Source organism: Rhizobium sp. Root149 (assembly GCF_001427345.1).
GTDB classification, from domain to species: Bacteria; Pseudomonadota; Alphaproteobacteria; order Rhizobiales; family Rhizobiaceae; genus Neorhizobium; species Neorhizobium rhizoryzae.
This window is the reverse complement of record NZ_LMGD01000005.1, coordinates 1-20,494: the sequence shown is the minus strand read 5'-3', so window position 1 is coordinate 20,494 and position 20,494 is coordinate 1. Positions and strand designations below refer to the sequence as shown.

The following is a 20,494-nucleotide window of genomic DNA, read 5'->3' as shown; positions in this document are numbered from 1 at the left end:
AAACCTGGCGGATCGTCGTCTATGCATATCATTCGTACACGAACAATATCCTGAGGAAAGGAATTTGACATGACCATTGAGAAAGTCGAGATCGCCGTCATCGGAGCCGGATTGGGCGGGGCTGCCGCCGCGGCCCTTCTGTCGGGCGCGGGATTTTCCGTCCATAGCTTCGAACAGGCGCCGGCCTTCAGTCGCATCGGTGCCGGCATTCACATCGGCCCGAATGTCATGAAGATCTTTCGGCGGATCGGCATCGAGAAGAAGCTCGAAGAGATCGGTGCCCATCCGGATTTCTGGTTCTCCCGCGATGGCAATACGGGCGAGTATCTGTCGCGCATTCCGCTCGGCGATTACGGCCGCAAGGAATATGGCGCCTCCTATATCACCATTCACCGTGGCGACCTTCACGCCGTGGAGATGGATACGCTCGACGAAAAACGTGTTCACTTCGACCATCGGTTGAGCGCGATCGAAGAGCGCGAAGAAGACGTTCTTCTAACCTTTTTAAATGGCCGGCAGGTGGCCGCGAGTCTGGTGGTTGGTGCCGACGGCATCAATTCGGTCATCCGCGACATGCTGCTCGGGCCGGAAAAGCCGCGCTTCTCCGGCTGGGTGGGTCACCGCGCAATCGTTGACATGAACAAGCTGAAATCCTCCGGACTGGAGTTCGAGGCCTGCGTGAAATGGTGGTGGGAAGCGTCGCGCCACATCATGGCCTATGCGACCAAGGCTGACGGCAGCGAGTATTATTACGTGACCGGCGTTCCCGTCGACGGCTGGGAACACGACACGAGCTTTGTGGATAGCTCCAAGGAAGAGATGGAAGCGATCTTCGGCGGTTCGCATCCGGTCGTACAGGCGCTGATCAATGCCACGGAAAGCGTCACCAAATGGCCGTTCTGGAACCGTGATCCGTTAAACCTGTGGAGCCGTGGCCGTCTGGTCATGCTGGGCGATGCATGCCACCCGATGCGTCCGCATATGGCACAGGGCGCCTGCATGGCCATCGAGGACGCCGCCATCCTCACCCGCTGCCTGGAAGAAACGGGACTTTCTGGCTATCGCGATGCGTTCAGCCTCTATGAAGCGACCCGGCGCGAGCGGGCCACCAAGGTGCAGACGATATCGAATGCCAATACTTGGCTGAAGCAGCCGGAAGATCCGGCCTGGGTGTATGGCTACGATCCTCTGACGGCCGCGCTTGGCTGAGTGTCATTCGTATCGGAGCGGTCTTCTCAAACCATCCGCTCCGTTCTCGTTGGACATTCCAGATTGGCTCATTGATCAGACACCGATCACCTGCTGCATCTCGCCCGGTACGACGACCTGGGTGAATGGTGCGTCGGGCTGCTCGATGCGCGTGATCAGCCCTTCGACCAGACACCGGCCAACATGAGCCATATCGACGCTGTGAGCCGTCAGCGGCACGGATAGGTAACGGCACATGTGCGTGTTGTCGCGCACGGCGATGTGAAAGTCACGTCCGACTACCAGGCCCTTGCGTCGTGTCGCACCGAGCGCGCCGAGAAGGCCCAGTTCGTTTGCGCACACCAGTCCGGTGGGTGGTTCATCAATGTCCAGTAGCCGCGAAATCCAGCCTTCGCTGGCTTCCATGGTGAAGTCTTCGTGTCCTATCAACGCCTCGTCGACCTGCGCGCCAGCTTCGGTCATGGCCCGGGCATAGCCGGCAAGACGTGCGGCACTGTACTGGTCCCCACGGTTCAGCAGTTGCAGCGCAATGCGGCGGCAGCCCTTGGCCAGGAGTTCCCGCGTGGCTTCAAAGGCGATGCTGGCATTGTCGACGTCGACATAGGGGTAGGAGAAGGCGCTGCCACTTCGCCCGAAGGCAATGAAGGGTATGCTGCGCTCCAGCAGGAAGGGAATCCGCGGATCTTCCGACACCATGCGGGTGATCACGATGCCGTCCGCACCGCCAGCCTGGATCAATCGGCTGAGATTGTCCTGCGGATCTTCCTCCGGGGTGGTCGAATAGACTGAGAGGCTATAGCCCCGCTCGCGCGCCGCCATCGTCATTCCTTCAATGAGAGGCAGCTTTGCAATGTCGGACAGATAATTGCGGGTCTCCATTGGCAGTATTGCCGTGAGCGTCCGGGTCAGACCCATGCGGAGCGCGCGCCCATGGAGATTGGGCACATAGCCTGCCGCGGCAGCCGCAGCCTTTACCCGCTGCGTGGTTTCCGGATGAACCTCCGGCCCATCCTTCAAGGCTCTGGAAACGGTCGTCACCGAAAGACCCAGCTCTACCGCGATCTGCCTCAGATTGGGTCTGGAATTCACTGTCATCGCGCGCATCAATCTCATCAATTCCCTGTCGCGCGTAGACTGCCCTTTTCGCAAAGCAATGGAAAGTGCCTAACCGGCCAGGTCAAAATTCCGCTTGACGAAATTCAATTAAACATCAATCGTAACGTTACGATTTAGAAAAAATAGGGCAAAAGACCCAAAATCGCTCCAACAGAGGTGAACAAAGGAGAACCGAAATGTTTCGTATGCTGGGCCTGACGGTTGCTGCAATTGCCATTACTGCCGCCAGCGCGGTGGCCGCACAGACTTTAACGATCACCACCGCCGGCGGTGATTACGGGACCGCCATCAAGAAGGCGATGTGGGAACCGGCGGCGACCGAACTCGGCGTGACCGTTCGGGAGGAGACCCAAAGCGACGGCTTCGCGGCGCTCAAGATGCAGGTGACATCAGGCGCTGTGACAACCGATGTCATCCATCTGGGTTCACCGGAAGGTGCGCAGGCGGCGGCACAGGGCCTTTTGGAGCCTTTGGACTACTCCATCATCGATCCCAAATCGCTGCCAGAAGGCGCCAAGTCCGATTACTGCTATCCCTTCACATCCTATGGCACAGTGATGGCCTGGAACACCAAGACCTTCGGCAGCAAGCCCCCCAAAACCTGGGCGGATTTCTGGGACGTAAAGGCATTTCCCGGTCGTCGGGCACTGCGCGCCAATGCGCAGGACCTGATTGAGATCGCCCTTCTCTCCCAAGGTGTCGCGCCCGCGGATGTCTACACCGTGCTGAGCAGCCCCGATGGCCTCAAGAAAGCCATTGCCCGCATTGCCGAACTGAAGCCGAATGTCGCTGTATGGTGGACCTCGGGCGCACAATCGGCCCAGCTTCTGAAAGACGGAGAAGTCGATCTGGTCGTGACATGGAACGGTCGCGCTCAGAGCGTGAAGGCTGACGGCGGCGCTGCCGACTACAGCTTCAAGGGCTCCGTCATCGGCACGGATTGCCTCGCAGTACCAAAGGGCACGGCGAACAAAGCCGCGGCCATGAAGCTGATCGCAGCCATGACAAAGCCGGAGCGAGAAGCGAAACTTACGGATTTCATCGCCTATGGCCCGGTCAACCCGAAAGCCTACGAGGGCGGCCTGATCCCGGCGGATCGCCTGCAACTCCTGGCAACCGCGCCGGCCAACGGTGGCACCTCCGTTTTCTCCAAGGCGGACTGGTGGGTGAAAAACGGCGATGCAGCGCAAGCCGCATTCGACGAGATGATGAACCGCTGATCGGCAGGGGAGTCGCTGACGACATGGCCATGACCTCGCTTCCCATATCGATCGACTGCGTCCGGAAAGTCTTCGGCACCTATGTGGCGCTGAACAACGTATCACTGGAAATTGCCGCCGGTGAATTCCTGACGCTGCTCGGCCCATCTGGGTCCGGCAAGACAACACTTCTGATGGCGCTTGCGGGGTTTGTCCGTCCCGACAGCGGCTCCCTTATCATCGGCGGCCGGGACATCACCCGGCTGTCTCCCGACAAGCGGGATATCGGCATCGTTTTCCAGAACTATGCGCTCTTTCCTCACATGAGCGTCCAGGCAAATGTCGAATACCCGCTGCTGCTGCGCAAGGTCAGCAAGGGGCAGGCACGCGAGCGCGCGCTGAAAGCTCTCGCACGCGTCAAACTGGATGCCTATGCCGACCGAAACATTGCCGCCTTGTCCGGCGGGCAGCGGCAACGCGTCGCGCTGGCGCGCGCCATTGTCTTCGAGCCGCGCGTAATGCTGATGGACGAACCGCTGTCGGCGCTGGACAAGAACCTGCGTGAGCATATGCAGTTCGAGATCCGCCGCCTGCATGACGATCTCGGCATTACCACTATCTATGTCACCCATGACCAGCGCGAAGCGCTGACCATGTCCGATCGGATCGCCGTCATGGATGCCGGTGAAATCCAGCAGATCGGCACCCCGTTTGAAATCTATCACAGGCCGACGAGCCGCTTCGTGGCGGAATTCATGGGTGAGGCCAACATTCTGCCTGGCCAGGGGCTCATGCATCGCAGCGGATGCACGGTGGATCTGGCGGGACTTGCCATGATCCGGGCGGAAAGCTTCTTTCTCGACGCCGCAGACGTCGGCGATGACTCGGTCGTTGTCAGCGGTCGGCTGTCGGCTAAGGCGTTTCGCGGAGAAAACTGGCTGCTCAGTCTAGAGAGCGAAGTCGGTACACCCATCATGCTGAGTGTGCCGGCAACCCGAGCGGCCGCCTGCGGCGATATGCAGCCTGGGCAGATCGTCACCGCTTATGCGCCGGCTGCAGCCGTGCATGCGATGCCCGAAAGGAGTGCCGGATGAGTACCGCCCTCTTGCAAGCGGATGTGCGTCGTGAACGGCGCTTTTATCTTTCCCTGGCTTTGCCTGCACTCCTTCTGGTGGGTGTGGCAGCCATGCTGCCAGTCTTCTGGATTATCCGACAATCCTTCCTGAACCTCGGCGGCAACGTCACGATGGCCAATTACGACAAGGTCATCGCCAGCGGCCTGACCTGGTCTGCACTGGGCACCACCTTGGCGCTTTCAGCCTCCACGCTTGCCATCTGTATCCTGATCGGCGTGCCGCTCGCACTGACACTGGCGAGCACCAGCACGCGCATCGCAAACCGGGTACTGATCCTCATCATGCTGCCGCTGTGGACCTCCATTCTGGTTCGCACCTATGGTTGGCTCGTGCTGCTGCGTCGCGATGGTCTTGTGAATGCCAGCCTGCAAAGCCTCGGGCTGACGGATGCGCCTCTTCCGCTCGTCTACAATTTCAATGGCACGCTGATCGGCATGGTGCATTACATGCTGCCGCTGTTCGTGCTGCCCGTTTACGCAGCCATGCGCGACATCGACACCAATCTCATCCGCGCAGCGGCCAGCATGGGCGCCAGCCTCTGGCATTGCGTGCAAACCGTCGTGCTACCGCTTTCGGTCGGCGGCATCCTTTCCGGCTCCACAATCGTCTTCATCTACACTCTGGGCTTCTTCATCACTCCGGCAGTGCTCGGCGGCGGCAAGGTCAATCCGATTTCGATCCGCATCGACCGGACGCTCTCGACATTCCAGGACTGGGGATCGGCCAGTGCGCTCGGGGTCCTGCTTCTAATTCTCGTTCTTCTGGCGGGCGCCGTGCTCTATGGCATTCGCTGGTCGCTGACAAAGGTCGGTCGCCATGCTTGACGCCTATTATGACCGCAAGCTTGCCCGTGCGCTGCTGTGGGTCTTTTCCGCACTGATACTGATCTTCCTGATGGTACCGACACTCATCGTCGTACCTCTGTCGTTTTCCGCCTCCGATCTTCTGGAGTTCCCACCCCGCGCCTGGTCGCTTCGCTGGTATGAAGCCTTTTTCTCATCGACAGCCTGGATGGCTGCCCTGCGCACCAGTCTACTCCTCGGCATCCTGACGGCGGCTATCGCCGTGCCTTTCAGCTTTCTCGCCTGCTTTGCCATCAACAGGCTGGGCGGACGCAGCGCAAACCTGATCTACGGACTGTTGCTGGCACCATCGGTGACACCAGGCATCCTGCTCGCCATCGGCCTTTTCTTTGTTCTCGCCAAACTCAAGCTGGTCGGCTCATTGGGCGGCATTCTGATCGGCCATGTGGTCCTCGCGATCCCGGTCACGGTGATCGTTCTGCATCCGGCGCTCAGCCGGTTTGATTGGGCACAGGCGCAGGCTGCCCGCAGCTTGGGCGCTAACTGGCTACGCACCATCTGGGGCATCATGCTTCCGCAACTCGGCCTCAGCCTGACAACGGCTGCCCTGATGGCATTCCTCACCTCGCTCGACGAGGCCATTATCTCGATCTTTGTATCCACAGGCGCGAACAGCACCTTGCCAAAGCTGATGTTCATTTCGCTGCGTGACCAGATCGACCCCACCATTGCCGCCATCTCGACACTCTGGACCGTGCTGATTTCCGGCATCGTCCTGTTTTTCAACCTGCGCGATCGCGGCCAAGTACGATGAAGGCAAGACAATGACGCATACCAAGACGATCTCAGCCATTCCCGAGACGGGCCTTGCTATCATTACGGGTTCAGCCAACTGGGGGCTTGCTTTCCCGGAAGACATCGCAATGCCAGGGGTCAGTGTTCTTGCGCGCGATCTATCGTTCGACACGCCATATGGTCAATCCGATAACTGGAAGCTGCTGGAGTTCGATGGCAGCATCACGGTTGATGGTCAAAGCCGACAGGCCTTGTGCATGTATTCGCACGGCAATCCACGCGACCATATCGATCATTCCTGCCACCGGCGAAGCTTCTGGGTGCTGATGGAGTCCGGCGTCAGGACGGTTTTGGCCTGCTCGACCATTGGGGCGGTCAACAAGGCAATCCAGCCCGGCGATCTGGTTATCAATGCCGATATCATCGAGCTGACCCAGACGCCCTATTCCCTGCTTCCGGGGCGACAGCGCTTCGATTGCTCCGGCAAGCAGATCGTCTGCCCCCATTGCGCCAAGATCCTGGCTGACACGGCCCGCGAGATATGGCCATCCAGCTGCCGCGTGCACGGCATCGAGCAGGGGCTCGTCGCGGCCCACGCCTACGGTCCCCGCCTGACCAGTCCGGCAGAAGCGCTTGCGTTTCGCAGCATGGGCGCGGACGTCATCAACCACTCGATCGCGCCGGAAGCGACACTTTCCCGCGAGATCGGCGCCTGCTTCGTGCCATGCGCCTTCGTGACGGCAGGCTTTAACGACTACATGGATCGCAGCCGTGGTAGCCTCCTGCAGGAGGGCATTTTGCCAAGCCTTTCCACGGTGTCGTCTCGCTTGGCCCTGCAGGCCGCCGCACGTCTGCCGATCGGCGATGGGTGTGTATGCAACAGCCTGAAGTCGCCCCAGCCGGAAGAGCGGTATGTTCGCTACTAAGCGCTTGGATGCCTGGAATGGGAGACATCATGACGAGAGGTAAGCGCTAGGCGTCACAGCCCGGCCGTTCTCCAGCGGGCAATCTTGCGACGTTCATCGAAGTCAATATGGGAGTAGCTGCGTTCCATTGCATTCTCCTTGCGAGTGACAACCCATTGGTATCATTCGCAAGTCGCACTTCATCCTTGAATCCACCCCGGCTACAAGCAAAAATCAGATAGGCCAAATTATGGAACCTTTAGGCTTGAAGAATATGAAGAGCAAGGCGCTTTGGGCCCAGGTTAGCCGTAGATCTCTGCTGTTATTCAACAAATATTAAATTCATTTTGTCAGCGTTCAGAGAAACACCAACCCTTTATCAGGATTCATCTCTGTAGGGCAGATGCGCGTGGTACATGGAGCGCAATGAACACTCGGAACGCCCCACTTCGCTTTAAGCGGTTCGGATACTTCATTCCCGCTATCGCTGCGACAGTGGCAGTAGTGATCGCCGCTTTTCTCGCCGATGCGCAAAAGCGCCGACTTGAGGAAGAATACCGCCGCTCTTTCACCACCGAACAGCTCGGCCTTCTGCGCTCACGCTTGCAAGGCAATATTCTCGGCAACATCAAACTAGTCCAAGGCTTGGTCGCTACGATCGAAATTGAGCCGAACATGGCCCCTGCCCGCTTTGAGGATCTTGCAAGCCGCATCTTCGAAGATGACCACCAGCTTCGCAGTCTCGCCATCGCTTCGGATTTCGTCGTTAGCCGCGTCTATCCTCTGCACGGCAACGAGGCGAGCCTTGGGCTGGATTACCGCAAGAACGAACGCCAGCGCGCAGCAGCGATGCAGGTCAAGGCGCAAGACAGACTGATCGTTACCGGCCCGGTGGATCTTGTTCAGGGCGGTCGGGCAGTGATCGCGCGGTATCCTATCCATTCCGGCCCTGATGACAGTTTCTTCGGCATTGCCTCTGCGGTGATCGATCTCGACCAGCTCCTTGAAAGCAGCGGGTTTCAGTCAGATCTCGAGGTCGCTGTTTCGATTTCCAGCCGCCCACATGATGGCGGGGAGACGAAACCTGTCTTCAGAACCAACGCCGCTATCGACGTCGACCCGGTGGTTATGTCTATTGATATTGGACACGAAGCCTGGACCCTGTCAGCGTCACCGATACATGGCTGGGGCCAGCGATCTGATAATCTTAGCCTCTTCCGCGCCGGATTGGCGCTTCTTTCCACAATCATCGTCCTGCCCATGTTCTGGGCCGGGTACCTGATGCGGGACAGGCATCGGCACATCGTCATCCTTCAGGACCGAGAGGACAGGCTCGAAACGGTCTCACAGCGCCTGCAACTGGCTTTGGATGCCTCAAAGGTGGGCGTATGGGAATACGACTGCGAGACAAAGACGCTGTCCTGGGACGCGCGCATGCGCGAACTCTACAATGTCGCACCGGAGCAGACGATCTGCCGATATGAGGATTGGCGTGACGCACTCCACCCCCGCGATCTCGAGGGTGCTGACCGGGTTTTTTCCAAGGCTCTCGAGGCGGAAGAACCATACATTACCGATTTCCGTGTATTGGGGCGCGATGGCCGCATTCGCTACATCCGCGCCCACGGGATGACTTATCGCACGTCAGCTGGTAACAAACGTATCGTTGGGGCCAATTGGGATGTTACTGAAGACGTGCAGCTTCAGGACGAGCTACTTCAATCCAAACTCACTGCCGAGGCTCAAAACAGGGAGCTTGAAGATGCCCGTTCGGTCGTGGAACACAATTCTTTGCACGACTCACTGACAAGCCTTCCAAACAGGCGCTACCTTGATCATCAGCTTGCACTTACCCGCTCAAGTGACGACCACCGGCCTTTGAGCCTGCTACACATCGACCTCGACCGCTTCAAGGATATCAACGACACTCTCGGACATGCGGCAGGGGACGAAGTGCTCAAGCACGTGGCTATGGTACTACGCACTGAGGTGCCCGCTGAGGACTTCATAGCTCGGATTGGCGGCGACGAATTCGTATTGCTGTCGCGTCGCGATCCAGCACTGGCCAATTTCCCTCTCCTGTCGTCTCAACTCATTGAGGCAATCTCCAGGCCGATAGCGATTGAGGGCCATGACTGCCGCATTGGCGCCAGCGTCGGCTTCGCAATACGTCATCGTAGCGACGAGACGCCTGAGCAGTTGCTCGTAAACGCCGATATCGCTCTATATGAAGCAAAGCGCCGCGGGCGCAACCGCGTCGAGGCGTTCAACGGCGAACTGCGTCTGCGCACGGTAGAAGTTAAACGGCTCAGTGACGAAATCCTTCGCGGGCTCGAACGCGGCGAGTTCATCCCCTTTTTCCAGCCCCAATTTGATGCCGAGACGTTGGAGATCGTCGGCGTGGAGGCTCTTGCCAGATGGGAGCATCCGACACGCGGCATCTTGACGCCGGATGTTTTCTTGCCTGTCGCAGAGAGCCTCAATGTCGTTGCCCGGCTCGATGAGGCGATCCTCCAGCAGGCTCTTTTCCAAGCCACGCGTTGGGAAGGCCAAGGACTGGACATACCGTGTGTATCGGTGAACGTTTCCTGTCAGCGCTTGCGAGAGGAAAACCTTATCGACAAATTGAGGGCGATGAGAATCCGGCCAGGCGCGTTGACTTTCGAACTCTTGGAATCAATTTCATTCGATACGGCGGACGAAGGGCTGAAGCAGGCGATCGATAATATCAAAGCGCTCGGCATCGACATTGAACTCGACGACTTTGGCACCGGGCATGCCTCCATCATAAGCCTTCTCGAACTCTCGCCCAAACGGCTGAAAATTGACAGGCGTCTGGTACGGCCGCTTCTGGAATCCCCAGCACAGCAGAGCCTGGTGCGCTCCATAATCGATATCGGCAAAGTCCAAGGTATCGAAACGGTCGCAGAGGGTGTCGAAACGTTGGCCCATGCGGAGTTGCTACGACGCTTAGGTTGCCATGTACTGCAAGGGTACGCTTTCGCCAAACCGATGGCTGCAGAGGACTTTCTCGCCTTCGCCAAAGCACGCACATGGACGGCAGAGCGACAGCGCGAGCAAAGGGCGCGCACTTGAGGCACCTTTTTGCGGATGGTGCCTTCTTTTCCCAGGCGATAGGTGCCCTCGCGAACCTCTGTAAAAACCTACCTCACGCTTGCGGATTTCCGAAGCCTCTCGATCTCAAGCGGCTCAGGCTTCATCTGTCCCTGACCAGGAAACGCCTGTGCTGGGTCTGAACCCTTATTCCCTGATCCACTTACGCAGAACATTCTCATGAACATCCAAGTCGCGGGATGCTTGCGCGACGCCGACCCCACGCTCAGGAACCAATCTCACCGCCTCAAGCTTATACTCGCGGCTGAACTTACTTCGTTGCATTCGTGCACCCCAGTTTCATTGGATGCACCGTAACCCGGTGTCCAAGAAACCGGCAGCAGGCCATAGTGTCGATACCCAAGAACACCCTTAACGCTACGCCAACCATGTCAGCAATATGAGAGGCGACGTAAACAATCATTTTAAGACATCACTTTAGGCTTAGACCTAAGGCAGGCGAACAATGCAGATTGATTTACAAACCCTTTGGTATCTGACGGTCGGAACGCTGCTTGTGTCAGCCTCTCTTCTCCTTTGGGAAAGGCAGGCTCATCCCGGTCGCGCAAGCCTCCTCAGTGTTCTGGCCGCGGCACTCTTCGCGTTTGCTGTTGGCTGCGTACTCGCGATGAATCGCAGCCACTTTCCTGCCGCGCTCGGCATGGGAGCGATCAACATCATCATGATGTTGGGCTACCTAATGGTTCTTAACGCCATCGCCGGCCTCGACGGTCGCCGATATCTGTGGTCGTCGGTCACGGTGCTAAGCTCCCTGACCCTCGTCTGGGCGGTCGCTGGCACTCACTTCCCAGCCGCCTTCTGGAACCATGTCTCTTCTATCCCGATAGCACTAACCTCCGGCTTATCGGCGTGGATACTTTTGCGCAGCCGCACTGCCGAGCGCTTGCGCTCCCGTCCGATCGCTGTATCGATCTTGGCAGTCCATGCCTTGTTCTACTTTAGCCGAGCGTTCATCGCCCCAATTCTTCTTGAATGGTACGGGCAAAATATTCTCATCATCATCGGGAAGGCGACGATGTACGAGGCCGTCTTGTACTCAGTGGCGATGCCGATGTCATTCCTGATGATTGTTCGAGAGGAGGAAAAGCTTCACCTCATCCACCTGTCTCAAACCGATCAGTTGACCGGCCTTGCAAACCGTCATGCCTTTTTTGAGCAGGCATCTCGTATCCTGCGGGAGCAACAAAGTGACCACGTTTCGCTACTTGCCTTCGACCTCGACCACTTCAAAGCGATCAACGACCGTCATGGACACCAGACCGGAGATAAAGTTTTGCAGCGCTTCGCCGCAACGGCCCGGCAAGAAGCGGGGCCCGACGCTCTTATTGTCCGGCTTGGCGGTGAGGAATTTGCCGCGCTCCTGCCAAGGTGCGACCATTCTCAGGCTCTAAGGCGCGGCTCGGCAATCGTGAGCCGGTTCTCCAAAGAAGCCGCTCAGATAGATGGCTTGAAAACCCAAGCCACCGTCAGTATTGGCCTTTCGGCACCAGACTGTCATGACCTGGCCGGAATGCTTGCAAGCGCCGATCGTGCGCTGTACCGCGCGAAAGCGCTTGGTCGGAACCGTGTAGAGGCCTGAGAGTCAAACGATTTGCCGCAGCCCCCCTCACACAATCCATTTCATCATCAATTGGGAATATCGGAAACGGGGCGTCCTAATCCGTTCTCGCGCTTTCAAACGAATGTAAACGGCAAACCTGCCGGGTGCCCGTGAAGCAAGAATCCTTCATTTTTCACCGTCACTTGTGTCGTGGGTAGCGTGCACGCCTCGTGGGTGACCAAATTACTGGCTCGGATGAAGCTGATGCATCCTGCTGATCGCGGCTGCAGCGTTGTCAGTCACCACATCGCCATTGCTGTCTGTCGGTTTGCATTTCGTGGATCAAACGAAGCATATGGACTATGCTAAGCGCAATATGTCTCCCATCTCATGCAAGTCACCACATCTTGCGACAAGTGTTGGGCTCGCCACCAATACATGCCGAAAATTGAGCATGTGGCGAGCAACGACATTTTCATCGGCGACAGCGCCGTCACTAAGAGCAACATCGATACCTTCGGATGCCAAGTCCACTCGCCTTTCTGTAGAATGCACGTTGACGTGGATATGCGGGTGCGTTCGCTGGAACAGCGCCAGCAGGTCCCACCACGGCTCAAAGGACTGTGGGATCGACAGCCGGAGACGCCCCACGAGCTGTGCTTGCGCGCTCATCACTGACCACTCGGCTTCTCGGAGCAGTTCTATCTCGCTACTCGCCTGATCGAACAGTCGTGATCCAGCGTCCTTAAGGGCGACAGCCCTTTACCGTTCGCTCTAGCAACTGAACCTCTAACGCAGCTTCGAGTTCAGCAACCTTCCTGCTGAGGGTCGGCAAGAGAATGACGAGCTTCAGCGCGGCTGACAGTAGGCGGCCTGCCTGAGCCACGGCGACAAACATTCCGACCGCGTTGAGATCTATTTCTTGCCTAAAGACATCATTGCCGTGCGCATCGGACCGGATTGGCGTCTGGTCACGGTGGCCGCTCCCTCGTACTTTGCCAGCCGCTCGGTACCTGAAGTCCCCCAAGACCTTGTCGGCCATGTCTGCATCAACACACGGCAATCACGATCGGGCGGGCTCTATGCGTGGGAGTTCGAAAAAGACGGTCGTGAGCTTCGCGTTCGTGTCGAAGGACAGATCATACTCAACAGCTCGTCCGCCCAAGTCGAGGCTGCCGTGGCCGGTTATGGGATAGCCTATGTGCCGGAAAACCTTGTGACCCGCCAGATCGCCGCCGGCGAGCTCGTACAGGTTCTGGATGACTGGTGCCCAATGTTCACGGGCTATTACCTTTATTATCCCAGCCGACGCCAGAATTCTGCAGCGTTCCTGCTGATCATGAACGCACTGAGATTCAGGGCAGAATGACAGCTTAGGATCCCATTCGGTCTTTATATGTTGAGGCGGGCCAATTATCGAACGGGTCTTGCCGGGCAAGCCTAACAGAGCCAGCGAATTCAATAGTTTATCAGTCGGCCCGGGTAGCGACATCAACAACCAAGGAAAGTCGGAGATCCATGTCCGGCATGCTCATGACAACCGATGAAGCTCTCTACGAGGCGAAATGATCCGGCAGAGATAGCCTGGGAATGGCTACCGCGAGGCAGCGGCAGGTGTGATGCTCATGAATACCGCATGCCTCATGCCAATGGAATTCCATCCCTTCCACCTAATACGGTGTTCGTTCGCAAGCCTTTCAGCGCCGAAGTCGTTTACGATAGGCTGCAACATTTATTGCCGGAGGGGCAACGACCTGAGCCCCTCAAACTGCGTGTGGCTTCTCTTTAAGCTTCAGTGCGTGCCTCTCCAAGAGGTGCTATCGCGGTAAAAACGATCCCCGTCGGGCGATACTCCACGTGGGCCCTGCCACCCAACTCCGTGGCAAGAACCCTCTGGATAAGCTGGGTCCCGAAGCTTGTCTTTGTCGGCGAGATGACCTGTGGTCCATCATGTTCCTCCCAGATCAGCTTCAGCAACTGGCCATCTTCGATTGTCCAATTGATTGTGACCTTTCCGCTGGAATTGGAAAGCGCACCATACTTGCTGGCATTGGTTGCCAGCTCATGCAGTGCGAGCGCATAGGCGATGATCACCTGCGGCGGAAGCCTCACATCTGGACCAGACAACGCAAAACGCTGGTCGTCATCAATACCGAAAGGAGACAGCGTACGTCGGACGAGATCCAGCATCCCGGCACTACCGAAATTCTCAGTGATGAGTAGATCGTTGGCGGTAGACATTGCAAAGATCCGTTCAGATACGAGCTTGCCCGCCTCCTCCAGGGAGGAGGAACGTCGGAGGGTCTGGGCGACAACGGAATGGACGGATGCCAAGGTATTTTTGACACGATGGCTCATTTCGCGAGCAAGCATTGCCCGGTGATCCTGGGCTACTCTTCGAATGGTTATATCCTGTGTCGTGCCGGTAACGATTTGCGCAATTCCATCGGCATCATAGTAGGCCTGACCGCGAATTTGCACCCATCGCTCCTCGCCAACAGGCGTCCTGAGCCGATATTCGGCATCCAGAAGCGTTTTGTTCTCGATGGCTTCCGCAATCGCTTGCGCCTGATAGGGCCGATCGTCCGGGTGAATGGATTGCTGAAGATCATCCAACGTCAGATCATCGTCTGGACCTCGACCGCAGATCGCCTTGCACTGGGTAGACGCCTCAAGAGAACCATCACTCAAATTGATAGTCCAGATACCAAGCTTACCCGCTTCCAAAGCCAGTCGTAGCCGTTCCTCGCTCAACTTTAATGCCGTGGAACTTTTCAAAACCTCCGCTTCAAGTTCGTCACGATCACGCTGCAACTGCACCATGCGCTCGCGTTCCAGTGTGGCATCGTATTGAGACGCAAAGAAGTAAGTCAGCACTTCGTTGTGGAATACGGGCTTGATGAACAGGCGGTTCCAAAAGGGGGTGCCATCCTTTTTGTAGTTGAGGAGATCAATTTCAATGGGTGACGCAGAAGCAAGAGCAAGGCGTATCTTGGCGATATCGTCGCCATTCGTTGCCGGCCCCTGCAAGAAACGGCAATTTCTGCCTATGATCTCTGAGCGATCATAGCCTGTTAGCTTCAGGAATGCCTCATTGACAAAGACGATGGGAACGCCTGGGCTTCGGGCGTCCGCGATCACCATCGGCATCCGTGTCGCTCTCACAGCGGCCGCGAACGGATCCGGCCCACTGGTTTCGCGCTGAATTTCTTGCGCAATACGGCCATCTTCCGAACCATCAAGCACGACAAATGACCTTTCTGACCGAGACAATTCGATCTCAATCGACGCAGACAAAAACGGTAAAACATAGCTTACTAATGTAGAGCCGTGCAGTCACCACATATCCTATCTCTATTTAATAGGAAGCTTATATGTGGTTCGCCGAACCAACGTAGCCCTTGCCGACATTCTCAAACTGAAGCTCGAGGTCCAACAGCTTACCGAAATTGATCTGGCTTACGGCATCTGATGGTGCTGAAAAGCCTGACCAATTTGGCGGTCAAAGAGAATGCTTTGAGGGGGAATTCGAAAGCGTACATCCCGGGCATGCCACGACGCGGAAGCGAGAAATTAGATAGCGCAAAAGCGCGTGAGTGATTTGCCGAAAGGCCAATCCACTAAATTCGAAGTTAATCACATTGTAATCTTCTAAAATTGAGCGAAAGTGAGTTGCGGTGAACACTGCGACATTGCGGCCCGCCAACTGGGACTCAAGGAGGAATTGCAATGCTTTTACGAGTACTTCTGCCCTCTGCTTTTGCACTGATGGCGTTTGGGACATCTCCCGCTGCTGCGTTGACGATGAAAGAATGCAGCGTCAAATACCAGGCTGCTAAGGCCGATGGCTCAGCCAAAGCCATGAAATGGAATGATTTCAGAGCGAAGTTCTGTGGTGCTGATGCGGCAGCGGAAGATGCGGCAGACGATAAAGCCATCGCTGCTACCGATGACAAAGAGCCTGAAAAGCCAACGATCAAGACGCCGAAAGGCGTCAGCATGCCAAAAGCGGTGGACAAGAAGTATGCCAGCGAAACCCCGGGTAAAGCACGTCTTCACACATGCGTTGACGCTTACAGGACCAACAAGGAAGCAGGAACGCTGGGCGAGTTGAAGTGGATCCAGAAGGGCGGCGGCTACTGGAGCCTTTGCAATAGCTCGCTCAAGGGCGGCGCCTGAACCTGAAATGGACTGATAGCGCGTGTGGTCGACCTCACCTGCGCTATCGGTTTTCGCATATCAGAGATTGATTTTTATCAAATCTGCGTGCTGTGGAATTGGCTATCAGAGACGCATTCAAACCCTACAGGCGTCTCATCACGTGACAACAGTTCAATCCCCGTTTTGTTCTCTGGCGGTCCATCAACAAGATCAGATACTAACTGTTCTTGCATCGACCATCAGACGCAGAAAGCACCCCGGGAAACATGGAAGAGCTGCATGCTCGTCCAGGCTTCTTTCTGCCATTACGGCATCTTTGGGCAATCCAGAACGTGACGCAGAACACGCAGAGAGTCTGGCACTTTTCGCGATCAGATTCATCCGAGAAACGGAACTGGCCAAGACCATATAATGCGGGCCATGCATAGTGGCGATTGAGGGAGGATGTATAAACTTGTAGGTCTGAGATCTGTGAAGCGTCGGCTGTGAGATGTCAGCGGTCGCCGACGGTGGTCTATTTAGATGCATGCGGAATGCCGCAGCGATGTGTTCGCCCAGGATGGTAGCGGATCTATCTCGTCTAAATAAAACTACGTCATTCACCCTAATGATAAGGGTTTTTTCATATCGTTATCGCTGATCTGATTGCCTGATCCTAGGTTATACCAAACAATACCATCCGCTAAACAGTAGACCTCTGCCACGTTGCCACGTTCGAGAAATCAGCAAAGACCGGTTACGGAACTCAACCAAACACGTTAATATCATTGTCTGGATCTTCTCAGAATTCGTTCCAGTCAGCGCGTATGGCAACATTGCCATGTGTCACGGACGGTTTTGAGGGACGTCGAGGCGCCATTTTAGCGTCTACCCCTCTAGGAACAGTCTTCGATTCGGGTCGGTCGTCATCGAAGCGGAACTGCTCCAGCAATTTAAAGAGAGCCTTTGCCTCTTCAGCGAGCCCATGGCTTGCGGCTGTCTGTTCTTCCACCATCGCAGCATTCTGTTGAGTGCCTTGATCGACCAGATTGATTGCACGATTGATATCGTTCAGCGCTGTCGATTGTTCGCGAGCGGACTCGATGATCGCTCCGATGTCCCTATTGATGTCTTGGACGTTACCGGCGATCTGCTGCAGGGCCTCGCCGGCCTTGCTTACCAGCGTCACACCGTTTGCCACCTGCGAGCCGGAAGAGGTGATGAGCGTCTTGATTTCCTTAGCTGCCGATGCGGAGCGTTGGGCAAGTTCGCGAACCTCCTGCGCGACGACTGCGAAGCCCTTGCCGGCTTCGCCAGCCCGCGCTGCTTCTACGCCCGCATTCAGTGCGAGTAGGTTGGTCTGGAACGCAATCTCGTCGATAACGCCGATGATGTTGGAAATCTCGCTCGAGGACTGGTTGATCTTGTCCATCGCAACGATGGCTTCGCTGACGATTTCTCCAGAATGGTCCGCGTGTGACCTTGCGCGGCCGACCAGAGCGCCGGACTCTTCGGCCCGGCGGCTGGAGTCCTTTACCGTGGTCGTGATTTCTTCAAGAGCCGCCGCTGTCTCTTCAACCGAAGCCGCCTGCTGTTCCGTTCGCTTCGCCAGTTCATCCGCGGCCGTCCGGATCTCATGCGCGCCCGATGCGATGGCCTCGGCGTTGTTGCGTACCGTTTTCATGGCATCACGAAGTCTTGCGGATGCTGCATTGAAGTCGCCTCGCAACCTGTCCAGAGAAGCGATAAATGGCTTCTCGATCGTCTGCGACAGATCGCCTTCCGCAAGGCTGGTCAGACAGCTCGCCAGCTGCTCGACATTCTGAACCCGATCTGTGACATCGGTCGCAAACTTCACGACCTTGATCACCCGGCCCTTGAAGTCGAATACAGGGTTGTAGGATGCCTGGATAAAGACAGGCCGACCGCCTTTGCCGACCCTCTTGAACTCACCAGCTATAAATTCGCCCGCGTTGAGCTTGCGCCACATCTCGGCATAGTCAGGGCTGGATGCAAAGTTCGCCTCGACAAACATGCTGTGATGCTTGCCAACAATCTCAGCTGACGAATAGCCAAGTGCCTGGAGGAAGTTCTCGTTGGCCGAGAGGATCGTCCCGTCTGTCTTGAACTCGATGACGGCTTGCGCCCGTGAAACAGCGTCGATCTTCGCGCCGGTGTCGATGCCTTGCATCTTCGTTTGCGTGATGTCGTTGGCAAACTTGACGATCTTCAGCACTTTGCCCGAACTGCTTTTGATCGGATTGTAGTTACCGCGAATAAAGATCTCCGCACCATTCTTGGCAAGGCGTGTAAACTCACTGCAAACAAATTCGCCACCCTGCAACTTTTTCCAGAACGCTTTGTACTCATGCGACTGAGCATATTCCTGATCCAGAAATATACGATGGTGTTTGCCGTGCAGCTCCTGCTGCGAGTAACCCATCAGGTCACAGAAGTTCTTGTTCGCCTTCAGGATGTTACCATCCACATCAAACTCGATGATTGCGAATGAAAGATCCAATGCATCGAGAATCTTCGAGGCGCTGAAACCCAGAAAGTTTGCCATGGTGAGGTTCCGATAGGTGCAGTTTGAACGATCGTCACAAACAATAGTTAATATTTTATCAGATCCTCAATCAGCGGCATGTTACAAGCACCTTCCGCTAGATTTTGATTTACATGAATGGTCTCGCCTCTACATCGGCCACACAGTGTGACTGAAGGGCCGGTTTTCAGTTTGAGCTGGGGGCCTTTCCCGAGTCCGCAAGCGGCAGCACTGGGACACCACGCCGTCAGCGCCTGCATCGGAAGCTGGCGATGCCCATAATACGTGCTTCTCCCAAAGAGCCCTCTCATTACCTCAATGGATGAGACTTCCGGACCAAAGAACCGGAACCTTCCGCCTCAAACCAGGTCCGAGCGTTGGCTCTCACCATTTTCGCAGCAAACGGCAGGCTGATCAGCGCCGGAAACGAACTGGTGGCGCATCTGGGTCTAACCAGCGCTTGGTGGCAGGTGCTCGGGGCGCTGCGTTATTCACCAGTCCCGCTTCCAGCCGCATCAATCGCGCGGAATATGGGCCTGACACGACAGGCGGTCCAGCGCATCGTTGATGTCCTGGCGGATAAGGGGCTGATCGAATTCCAGACTAACCCGCACCATCGCCGCGCAAAGCTCGTTGTTCTGACCGCAGCAGGTCTGAAGGCCGTCACAGATGCCGAAAACGTTGTGGCGCCACTTGACCAGGCGATTGCCAACAAGATCGGGACGAACCGCATCAAGGACGCTATCCGAACGCTCAAAGAGATGGACGTCGTCATATGCGAGTGGCTCGACCAGCCCCAAACACGGGCCTCAATCCCTGAACAGAAGGAGACACCAGCATGATCTTAGTATCTGGAGCAACAGGGGGCATCGGTGGCGAAATCTGCAGGCTGCTTGGACAAGCCGGCGTGCCATTCAAAGCCATGTGCCGCAAGCCTCAACAGGTTGAGCACTTCAGAAGAGTGGGCGTCGAGGCCGTTCTGGGCGATTTTGATCGTCCAGATACGCTTGATGGTGCGATGGAAGGCTGTGACCGTTTCTTTATGATCACACCGCCCACGCCCGATCAGGTCGAACAGGAGAAAGCGGCCATCGATGCGGCTAAGCGGTCGGGCGTTGACAGCATCGTGAAGATCTCTGCCTCAGACGGCAATGTGCGGTCGACAGTACCTTGGGCGAAGTCGCACGCGCTCATCGACCATTATTTGCGCGATGCCGGCATCGGCTGGACCATTTTGAAACCCACGGCGTTCATGCAGAACTTCTTCTGGTTCAAAGATCCGATCGCAAAGGGTTTCCTGCCCCAGATCGCCGGCAAGGGATCTGTCTCCTGGGTGGACACCCGTGACGTCGCTCGCGTTGCGGCCAGGGTTCTGACCGAAGAAGGTCACAACGAAGCGACCTATTTCCTGACCGGTCCGGAGACCTTGGACATGAAGGAGGCTGCATTACGCCTGTCGGAGGTGACGAAACGAAAGGTGCGGTATCTCGATCTGCCAAGCCCGATCTTCAAACTCATTCTTCGTCTGACCGGCAACTCCCGCTGGATGGCCGATGGCATGGTTGCGCAGTTCTCGGATGTTGTCGCCGGCCACCACGACATCGATCCCACTTTCGAGATCAAGCGGCTGACCGGAGTACCACCAAGGAGCTTTACAGACTTTGTTCGGGACCACCGGGACGAGTTCGTCCCAAGCAACTAACACACCCGAAGTTCCAGTCGCGGTGCTCATCTGGCCGCTTTTCACCATAGTCAAGGTTCAATTGGAGACTGTCTCATGGCTGTCAACACCTCTCGTCTTGCCCATCATAGTGCAATTGTCACAGGCGCGAGCTCTGGGATTGGCCTGGCCATTGCCGAAGCCTTGGCGGAGGCTGGTTGCGCGGTCGCGGTCAACTATCATTCTCACGCCGAAGCCGCACAAGAGCTGGTCGATCGCATCATCGACCAGGGAGGGCGTGCGATTGCGAT

Annotated in this window: 17 protein-coding genes and 2 pseudogenes; 13 read left to right on the top strand and 6 right to left on the bottom strand. The window is 56.6% G+C overall.

Features of this window, described 5'->3' with window-relative positions; translation table 11 throughout:
• Nucleotides 1-69 precede the first annotated feature (69 nt).
• Nucleotides 70-1,209 carry an FAD-dependent monooxygenase gene (locus ASD54_RS05615; RefSeq protein ID WP_062553641.1) on the top strand — a complete coding sequence of 380 codons (1,140 nt, stop codon included), beginning with the start codon at nt 70-72 and terminating at the stop codon, nt 1,207-1,209.
• 75 nt (nt 1,210-1,284) lie between these two features.
• On the opposite strand, the gene ASD54_RS05610 is transcribed toward ASD54_RS05615, so the two are convergent.
• Nucleotides 1,285-2,313 carry a LacI family DNA-binding transcriptional regulator gene (locus ASD54_RS05610; protein WP_244484690.1) on the bottom strand — a complete coding sequence of 343 codons (1,029 nt, stop codon included), beginning with the start codon at nt 2,311-2,313 and terminating at the stop codon, nt 1,285-1,287.
• Between the two features lie 188 nt (nt 2,314-2,501).
• Here ASD54_RS05610 and ASD54_RS05605 point away from each other — a divergent pair, with 188 nt between their 5' ends.
• The 6 genes from ASD54_RS05605 (at nt 2,502) to ASD54_RS05580 (ending at nt 10,259) form a co-directional block, all read left to right on the top strand.
• Complete coding sequence (locus ASD54_RS05605; protein ID WP_082547099.1) at nt 2,502-3,545, top strand: ABC transporter substrate-binding protein; 1,044 nt, start codon at nt 2,502-2,504, stop codon at nt 3,543-3,545.
• Between the two features lie 29 nt (nt 3,546-3,574).
• Nucleotides 3,575-4,618 carry an ABC transporter ATP-binding protein gene (locus tag ASD54_RS05600; protein ID WP_062553679.1) on the top strand — a complete coding sequence of 348 codons (1,044 nt, stop codon included), beginning with the start codon at nt 3,575-3,577 and terminating at the stop codon, nt 4,616-4,618.
• Entirely contained in the window at nt 4,615-5,484 is an 870-nt protein-coding gene (locus ASD54_RS05595; RefSeq protein WP_062553640.1) for an ABC transporter permease, read from the top strand. Before ASD54_RS05600 ends, ASD54_RS05595 begins: the two co-directional genes overlap by 4 nt.
• Nucleotides 5,477-6,277, top strand: coding sequence for an ABC transporter permease (locus tag ASD54_RS05590; protein WP_062553639.1), 801 nt, complete (start codon nt 5,477-5,479; stop codon nt 6,275-6,277). Before ASD54_RS05595 ends, ASD54_RS05590 begins: the two co-directional genes overlap by 8 nt.
• A 10-nt stretch (nt 6,278-6,287) precedes the next feature.
• Nucleotides 6,288-7,184 (top strand): 5'-methylthioadenosine phosphorylase, encoded by an 897-nt coding sequence (locus ASD54_RS05585; RefSeq protein WP_062553638.1) that lies wholly within the window; start codon nt 6,288-6,290, stop codon nt 7,182-7,184.
• A 405-nt stretch (nt 7,185-7,589) separates the two neighbouring features.
• The gene (locus ASD54_RS05580; RefSeq protein ID WP_062553637.1) at nt 7,590-10,259 is read left to right on the top strand and encodes an EAL domain-containing protein; all 2,670 of its coding nucleotides are present in this window, start codon (nt 7,590-7,592) and stop codon (nt 10,257-10,259) included.
• 86 nt (nt 10,260-10,345) lie between these two features.
• On the opposite strand, the pseudogene ASD54_RS05575 reads toward ASD54_RS05580, so the two are convergent.
• Nucleotides 10,346-10,562: pseudogene (locus tag ASD54_RS05575) on the bottom strand (transposase); the annotation flags it as partial.
• Nucleotides 10,563-10,743: 181 nt separating this feature from the next.
• Here ASD54_RS05575 and ASD54_RS05570 point away from each other — a divergent pair.
• A complete protein-coding gene (locus ASD54_RS05570; RefSeq protein WP_062553636.1) occupies nt 10,744-11,877 on the top strand; it encodes a GGDEF domain-containing protein in 1,134 nt (377 codons plus the stop codon).
• 321 nt (nt 11,878-12,198) lie between these two features.
• On the opposite strand, the gene ASD54_RS27215 is transcribed toward ASD54_RS05570, so the two are convergent.
• Together ASD54_RS27215 and ASD54_RS27210 are read right to left on the bottom strand one after the other, a co-directional pair.
• Nucleotides 12,199-12,510 carry a LysR substrate-binding domain-containing protein gene (locus ASD54_RS27215; protein ID WP_244484689.1) on the bottom strand — a complete coding sequence of 104 codons (312 nt, stop codon included), beginning with the start codon at nt 12,508-12,510 and terminating at the stop codon, nt 12,199-12,201.
• Nucleotides 12,511-12,583: 73 nt separating this feature from the next.
• A complete protein-coding gene (locus tag ASD54_RS27210) occupies nt 12,584-12,736 on the bottom strand; it encodes a LysR family transcriptional regulator (protein ID WP_244484688.1) in 153 nt (50 codons plus the stop codon).
• 30 nt (nt 12,737-12,766) lie between these two features.
• On the opposite strand from ASD54_RS27210, the pseudogene ASD54_RS05560 reads away from it, so the two are divergent.
• Nucleotides 12,767-13,207, top strand: a pseudogene (locus ASD54_RS05560) (LysR substrate-binding domain-containing protein); the annotation flags it as partial.
• A 416-nt stretch (nt 13,208-13,623) separates the two neighbouring features.
• On the opposite strand, the gene ASD54_RS05555 reads toward ASD54_RS05560, so the two are convergent.
• Entirely contained in the window at nt 13,624-15,084 is a 1,461-nt protein-coding gene (locus tag ASD54_RS05555) for a PAS domain-containing protein (protein ID WP_062553635.1), read from the bottom strand.
• A gap of 483 nt (nt 15,085-15,567) precedes the next feature.
• Between ASD54_RS05555 and ASD54_RS05550 the strand changes: the two genes are divergently transcribed.
• The gene (locus tag ASD54_RS05550; protein WP_062553634.1) at nt 15,568-16,017 is read left to right on the top strand and encodes a hypothetical protein; all 450 of its coding nucleotides are present in this window, start codon (nt 15,568-15,570) and stop codon (nt 16,015-16,017) included.
• A 763-nt stretch (nt 16,018-16,780) separates the two neighbouring features.
• Here the strand turns inward: ASD54_RS05550 and ASD54_RS05545 are convergent.
• Complete coding sequence (locus ASD54_RS05545) at nt 16,781-18,544, bottom strand: PAS domain-containing methyl-accepting chemotaxis protein (protein ID WP_062553633.1); 1,764 nt, start codon at nt 18,542-18,544, stop codon at nt 16,781-16,783.
• 356 nt (nt 18,545-18,900) lie between these two features.
• On the opposite strand from ASD54_RS05545, the gene ASD54_RS05540 reads away from it, so the two are divergent.
• The 3 genes from ASD54_RS05540 to ASD54_RS05530 form a co-directional block, all read left to right on the top strand.
• A complete protein-coding gene (locus tag ASD54_RS05540; protein WP_062553632.1) occupies nt 18,901-19,365 on the top strand; it encodes a helix-turn-helix domain-containing protein in 465 nt (154 codons plus the stop codon).
• Nucleotides 19,362-20,225, top strand: coding sequence for an SDR family oxidoreductase (locus tag ASD54_RS05535; protein WP_062553631.1), 864 nt, complete (start codon nt 19,362-19,364; stop codon nt 20,223-20,225). Before ASD54_RS05540 ends, ASD54_RS05535 begins: the two co-directional genes overlap by 4 nt.
• A gap of 75 nt (nt 20,226-20,300) precedes the next feature.
• Nucleotides 20,301-20,494, top strand: a 194-nt coding sequence (locus ASD54_RS05530) for an SDR family NAD(P)-dependent oxidoreductase (protein ID WP_156379092.1), incomplete at its 3' end; no start/stop codon positions are given.